Source organism: Micrococcus sp. APC 4021 (genome assembly GCF_030407635.1).
Classification (GTDB): domain Bacteria; phylum Actinomycetota; class Actinomycetes; order Actinomycetales; family Micrococcaceae; genus Micrococcus; species Micrococcus luteus.
In genome coordinates, this window is the sequence record NZ_JASDCZ010000124.1 from 1 (window position 1) to 6,458 (window position 6,458).

General features: G+C 74.8%; 6 protein-coding genes. 2 read left to right on the forward strand and 4 right to left on the reverse strand.

Features of this window, described 5'->3' with window-relative positions:
• Positions 1 to 23 precede the first annotated feature (23 nt).
• Both QL983_RS09685 and dacB read right to left on the reverse strand, forming a co-directional pair.
• Entirely contained in the window at positions 24 to 1,253 is a 1,230-nt protein-coding gene (locus tag QL983_RS09685; protein WP_290152671.1) for a zinc-dependent metalloprotease, read from the reverse strand.
• A 34-nt stretch (positions 1,254 to 1,287) separates the two neighbouring features.
• Positions 1,288 to 2,598 (reverse strand): D-alanyl-D-alanine carboxypeptidase/D-alanyl-D-alanine-endopeptidase, encoded by a 1,311-nt coding sequence (gene dacB, locus QL983_RS09690; RefSeq protein WP_290152674.1) that lies wholly within the window; start codon positions 2,596 to 2,598, stop codon positions 1,288 to 1,290.
• Between the two features lie 220 nt (positions 2,599 to 2,818).
• Here dacB and QL983_RS09695 point away from each other — a divergent pair, with 220 nt between their 5' ends.
• Positions 2,819 to 3,406 carry an inorganic diphosphatase gene (locus QL983_RS09695; RefSeq protein ID WP_036316226.1) on the forward strand — a complete coding sequence of 196 codons (588 nt, stop codon included), beginning with the start codon at positions 2,819 to 2,821 and terminating at the stop codon, positions 3,404 to 3,406.
• Positions 3,407 to 3,495: 89 nt separating this feature from the next.
• Entirely contained in the window at positions 3,496 to 4,125 is a 630-nt protein-coding gene (locus tag QL983_RS09700) for a hypothetical protein (RefSeq protein ID WP_041104661.1), read from the forward strand.
• A 27-nt stretch (positions 4,126 to 4,152) separates the two neighbouring features.
• Here QL983_RS09700 and QL983_RS09705 read toward each other — a convergent pair whose 3' ends face one another.
• On the reverse strand, positions 4,153 to 4,962 hold the full coding sequence (locus QL983_RS09705; RefSeq protein WP_044659867.1) for an HAD family hydrolase: 810 nt from the start codon (positions 4,960 to 4,962) through the stop codon (positions 4,153 to 4,155).
• A gap of 125 nt (positions 4,963 to 5,087) precedes the next feature.
• Entirely contained in the window at positions 5,088 to 6,371 is a 1,284-nt protein-coding gene (serS, locus tag QL983_RS09710) for a serine--tRNA ligase (RefSeq protein WP_036380800.1), read from the reverse strand.
• Positions 6,372 to 6,458 lie beyond the last annotated feature (87 nt).

Below are 6,458 nucleotides of genomic sequence, written 5' to 3' on the forward strand. Positions count from 1 at the left end.
GACCTGGTTCGAGGACCCGCACCTCAGGCCTGGGCACGGATGCGCGCCACCCACGCCGCGGGGGCGTGGAGCTCGGCCTCGCTCGGCAGCAGCTCGGGGGCGTCCCAGACCACGTTGAACCCGGTCATGCCGAGCTCGGCCACGGCGGCGGCCACGAACCTCTGGCCGTCGCGGTACTGGGCCATCTTGGCGTCCATCCCCAGCAGGCGGCGGAGCATGCGGTCCAGGGGCGAGCGGCGGTCGCCGCGCTCGTCGAAGCGGCGGCGGATGGTCTTGACGGAGGACACGACGGAGGAGTCGACGCCGTCCATCACCACGTTCGCGTGCCCCTCGAGCAGGGACATCACGGCCGTCAGCCGGGACAGGCGTTCCCGGTCCTCCTCGTCCTGGATCGCCCCGAGCAGGCCCGGCGCGGGGCGGGCCGCGGCCGCGTCCTGCGCGTCGTGTCCGTCCCGCGTCCCGATCCGGCCGGCGTCGGCCTCCCGACCCAGCGGGTTCGCCGCCGCGAGCGCGGTGCGCAGGCGCTCGGGCAGGGACTCGGCCTTGTCGAACAGGCCGACGGTGAGCGCCGTGATCTCGGCCCGCAGGTGCTCGCGCAGCCAGGGCGCGGCCGCGAACTGCACGCGGTGGGTCTGCTCGTGCAGGCACACCCAGAGGCGGAAGTCCGCCGGGTCCACGTTGATCTCCGCGCGCACCTGCGCGACGTTCGGGGCCACGAGCAGCAGGCGTCCGCCGGCGGGGCCGCCCGCCGTCCCCCCGGGGCCGGGCAGCGCGATGAACGGGTCGTACTGGCCGAGGATCCTCCCGGACATCCAGGCGAGGATCCCGCCCATCTCCAGGGCGGTGGCATGCCGGGTGACGCGGGTGGTGGCAGCGGCGTGCTCGCGGGGCCGGGTGTCCCGCAGATGCGTGAACGTGGGGTCCAGCAGCGTGGCGAAGGACTGGGTGGCGGCGCGCGACCAGGTGGGGCGGTCCACCACGAGCACCTGCGAGTCGCGCAGGTCCCGTGCCGCCTCGAGCCCGGTCAGGCGGTGGACGTGCGGCACGGCGGCCTCCGCGGCGGCGCGCAGGCCTTCTGCCTCGCGCGTCGCCTCGCGCGGCGTGAACCGGGGCCCGGCGGCGGCGAGGGACCGGGCGGTCCGTGCTGCGAAGGCCCAGTCCACCGGGTGGGCGACGGCGGGGCCCGGCTCGGCGGGGGCGCCCGGCTCGGCGTCCGCGGCGCGGGGGCGGTCGGTCGCGTGGTGGTCGCTCATGGGCTCCATCAGATCACAGGGCCCGGACCTCGGATCAGAGCCCGGCGACGGCGCTGACGGCCTCATCGACCGCCGCGCGCGCGGGCTCCAACTTCCACTGCAGATCCGAGCAGATGATGCTGAACGCGAGGACCCGCCCGGACGTCGTGGTGACGGTGCCGGTGAGGGAGACCGTCTGGTCGAGCGTGCCGGTCTTCGCGGCCACGGCCTGCCGCGCGGGGGCATCCGGGAACCGGTCGCCCAGGGTGGAGTCCTCGCCGGGCCGCGGCAGGCCCTCCAGCACGGTGCCCAGGGCGGGCGTGCGGGCCACCCCGGCCACGACGCCGGCCAGCTGGCCCGCACTGACGCGGTTGTCCGGGGACAGGCCCGAGGAGTCCACGAGCGCCATCCCGGCGGTGTCCACGCCGAGGTCCTCGGCGGTGGCCGTCAGCAGCCGCGTGGCGCCCTCGTGGGTGGCGGGCAGGCCGGCGGCGGGCGCGGCCGTGTGGGCCAGGACCTCGACCACCTGGTTCTCCGAGTGGGCCAGCAGATACGCGACCTGCTCCCCCATGGGCGCGGACTCCACGGCCGCGACGGGGGCGGCGGCGAGGACCGTGGCGCGCGGCACCTCGGTGGCCGGGATCGTGTCCCGCAGACCCACCTCGAGGTCGGCGCCGGAGGCGGCCACCGCGTCGTCGAGCGCGGCCTGGAAGGTGAGCGCGGCGAACTGCGCCGGGGCCTCGATGCGGTCCTGCCCGGTGCCGGGGACCTCACGGCCGCCGTAGGTGGCCAACGGCTGCACCGGCGCGATGTTGCCGCTCTCCGGGATGTCCGACGTCCAGCGCGGGTTCAGGGCCGTCCGGTCCGTGAAGAGCCGCAGGTCCGTGCTGACCACCACCTGCCCGGTGACGCCGTCCTCGACCAGCCCGGCCACGGTCCGCTCCGCGAGGGTGCGCAGGCCCGCGCAGCCGGAGACGTGCTTCGAGTCCGAGGCGCCCGTGCCCAGCAGCACGTCGCCGCCACCCACGAGCACCAGCTCGGTGGCCGCGCCGTCCGCGGTGGGCTGGGCCACCACGGTGGTCTGCAGGGTCGTCTCAGGACCCAGGGCGGAGACGATGGCCGCGGCGGCGAGCACCTTGAGCGAGGACGCGGGGGCCACGGGCTCGTCCGCGTCCCGCGCGTACAGCACCTCACCGGTGGCCAGGTCGCGGAACTCGGCGGAGACCGTGCCCGGGGACGTCTCCAGCCCCGGCTCGACGGCGGCCGCCACCTCGGCCGCGGTGGGGCCGGCGGACGGGGACGACGACGTCGGCCCGGCGGTCGTCGACGAGGCGGGCGCGCTCGACGGGGCCGGCGGTGCGGTCACGGGCCCGCAGGCGACCAGGACGGCCGCGAGCGCGGCCAGGAGGACGGCGGGGAGCGGGCGGCTCCGGAGGCGTTCCGTGCGTCGATCCCGACGCCCAGCGCGCCCCGTGTCCACCTGTCCCATGCGTCCATCATGACGGACGCCCCCGGTAGGCTGACGGCAGCACCGCCGGGCGGCGCCGCGCCGCCCGGACACCCCACCCTCTGTGCGAAGGAGAGTCATGGCGCACGACGTCACCATCGAGATCCCCGCGGGCTCCCGCGTGAAGTACGAGTTCGACCACGAGACCGGCCGCCTGCGCCTGGACCGCGTGCTCTTCACCTCCATGCAGTACCCCACGCACTACGGCTACTTCGAGAACACCCTCGGCGAGGACGGCGACCCGCTGGACGCCCTCGTGTACCTGCCGGGCTTCGACCTGGTGCCGGGCTGCGTCGTCGAGGCCCGACCGGTCGGCGTGTTCAACATGACCGACGACGGCGGCGGCGACGCCAAGCTGCTGTGCGTCCCGGCGGACAAGCGCTACGACCACATCACCGAGCTCGAGCACGTGGAGGAGTCCCTCAAGCAGGAGATCGAGCACTTCTTCACCCGCTACAAGGACCTGGAGCCGGGCAAGTGGGTCAAGGCCGAGGGCTGGGAGGGCCGCGCGGCGGCCGAGGCCGAGCTCGAGGCCTCCATCCAGCGCTTCAACGCCGAGGGCGAGGAGTCCCCGACCGACGAGCCCCAGGGCCGCGCGGTGGACACCGAGGAGGCGCAGCCGGCCACCGAGGAGGGCGAGGCGACGGACGAGCCCCAGGGCCGCTGATCCCCGCACCGCCCACGCGCGCGACGCCGGCCGCTCACCCCTCGGGGTGGGCGGCCGGCGTCGTCTGCGGGCTGGCAGAATCGACGACCATGTTCGTGCTCACCATCAACCAGCGGGACACCCTCGACGCCGGCGACCGCGTGGACACGTTCCTGCGCGCCCTCCAGGACGTGCCGGGGCTCGGCGACGCCGTCGTGCTCCCGTTCCAGCGCGCCGTGGGCGACGAGCTGATCGGCGCCGTCGAGGACCCGCGCGTCGCCGTGGACGTGGCGCTGCGCGCCCTGCGGCAGCGCCGCTGGAACGTGGGGGTCGGCGTCGGGACGGTGACGCACGCGGACGGTGCGGCGGGCGCGCCCGCCTCCGGGGACCTGCACGACGCCGGCGGGCCCGGTCTCGCGGCGGCGCGGCGGGCCGTGGAGGCGGCGGCCGTGTCCACCGCGCGGATCCCGTTGGCCGTGCGCGGCCGGGACGAGGAGGCGGCCGCCGAGGCCGAGGCCGTGCTGCGACTCGTCGGGCAGCTCGTGTGGTCCCGGACCGACGCCGAGTGGGCGGTGCTGGACCTGCTGGTGCCCGGGGTGCGCGGCCAGCAGAAGCCGGCGGCCGCCGCGCTCGGGATCACGGCGCAGGCCGTCTCGCAGGCGGTGCAGCGCTCCTACTGGAACGAGGAGCACGCCTGCCGCCCCGCCGCCGCGCGGCTGCTCACGCTGGCGGGGGGCTGACCCGGCGGCCCGGGCCGGTCGCGCCGCTCAGGCCGCGGCCGGCTCCTCGAGGAGCGAGCGCAGCACCGTGGCGAGCCCGTGCTCGTCCACGTGCCCGGTGACCTCGTCCGCGGCGGCCACGACCTCCTCCACGGCCTGGCCCATGGCCACGCCGCGGCCGGCCCAGCGCAGCATCTCGATGTCGTTGCGGCCGTCGCCCACGGCCACGGTGTCCTCGGGGGCCACCTTCAGCACGGTGCGCAGCGCCTCGAGCCCGGAGGCCTTGGTCACGCCCGCCGCGGCGACGTCGAGCCACGCCGTCCAGCCCACGGAGTAGGTCACGCCGGACAGGCCGATGCCCTCCACCGCGCGACCGAACTCCTCGGCGGAGGAGTCCGTGGAGAACACCACGAGGCGCACGGCCGTGGTGTCCATGAGCTCCTCGAACGTGACGCCCTCCGCGGCCACGCCGAAGGACATGTCCTGGAACCGCTCGGTGGAGCGGAAGGTGCCGTCCGGCAGCTCGAGCGCGTACTTGGCGCTGGGCAGGCGGTGGCGCAGCTGGGTCAGGACCGAGCGCGGGTCGAAGGTGCGCAGGTCCGTGACCTCGTAGCCCTCCTCCAGCTCGGGGTCCAGGCGCAGCGTGACGCCGCCGTTGGAGCACACCATGAAGCCGGCGCCGATCCCCAGGGAGCGGGCCACGGGCAGGGTGGCCGCGCGGGAGCGGCCCGTCGCGATGACCACGTGGTGCCCGGCGTCCAGCACGGCCCGCACGGCCGCGCGCACGGGCTCATGCAGATGGCCGTCATGGTCCACGATCGTTCCGTCCACGTCCAGGCACACGAGCTTCTTCGTCATGACCTCCACCCAACCACACGGCCCGGACACGACGGCGACGCGCGGGTGAACCGCAGGGGCGCCGCAGGGGCGCCGCGGGGCGGGCAGGCGAGGCGACCGGCGCCGCGGGGGACGACGTCGTCCGTTCAGACCAGCTCGAAGCGCTCCATCCCGCCGAGGTAGGGACGCAGCGCGGCGGGCACGGTGACCGAGCCGTCCGCGTTCTGGTGGTTCTCCAGGATCGCCACGATCCAGCGGGTGGTGGCCAGGGTGCCGTTGAGCGTGGCCACCATGCGGGTGCCGCCCTTGGAACCGTCCTCCGTGCGGACCCGCTCGCGGATGTTGAGACGGCGGGCCTGGAACGTGGTGCAGTTCGAGGTGGACGTCAGCTCGCGATAGGTGCCCTGCGTGGGGACCCAGGCCTCGCAGTCGAACTTGCGGGCGGCGGAGAGGCCGAGGTCGCCGGCGGCGATGTCGATCACGCGGTACGGCACCTCGATGGCGCCCAGCATCCGCTCCTCCCACGCCAGCAGGCGCTCGTGCTCCGCCTCCGCGTCCTCCTGTGCGGCGTAGATGAACATCTCCAGCTTGTTGAACTGGTGCACGCGGATGATGCCGCGGGTGTCCTTGCCCGCCGAGCCCGCCTCACGCCGGTAGCACGTGGACCAGCCCGCGTACCGGACGGGGGCGCTCACGTCCATGATCTCGTCCGCGTGGTAGCCGGCCAGGGCCACCTCGGAGGTGCCCACGAGATACAGGTCGTCGCGCTCCAGACGGTAGATCTCGTCGTCGTGCTCGACGTCGAAGCCGGTGCCCTGCATGGTCTCCGGGCGCACCAGGGTGGGCGGGATGACCGGCACGAAGCCGTTCTCCAGGGCCAGGTCCAGGCCCAGCTGCATCAGGGCGAGCTCGAGACGCGCGCCCACGCCCTTGAGGAAGCTGAACCGGGCGCCGGACACCTTCGCGCCGCGCTCCATGTCGATCGCCCCGAGCAGCTCGCCGAGCTCGAGGTGGTCGCGCGGCTCGAAGCCCTCGGCGGCGAAGTCGCGCGGGGTGCCGACCTCCTTGAGGACCACGAAGTCGTCCTCGCCGCCGGCCGGGACGCCGTCGACGATCAGGTTCGGGAAGGCGCGCTGCAGCTCCGCGAGGCGGGCCTCGGCCGCGCCGGCGGCCGACTCGGCCTCCTTCACGCGCGCGGCCAGGTCCTTCACCTCGGCCAGCAGGGCCTGCTTCTCCTCGCCCTTCGCCTGGGCGACGCGCTTGCCGAAGGCCTTCTGCTCCGCGCGCAGCTGCTCGAAGCCCGCGATGGACGAGCGGCGGGCCGCGTCCGCCTCGACCACGCGGTCCACGAGGGACGCGTCCTCCCCGCGCGCCTCCTGGGAGACGCGGTACTTCTCGGGCTGCTCGATGAGGTCCTTGACGTCGATCACGTGCGCCAGCCTAGCTGTTGTGGGTCATGAGGTTCTTGCCACGGGGTACGGGCTGAGATGAGACGAGTGGGCCTCTCCCGCAGGATG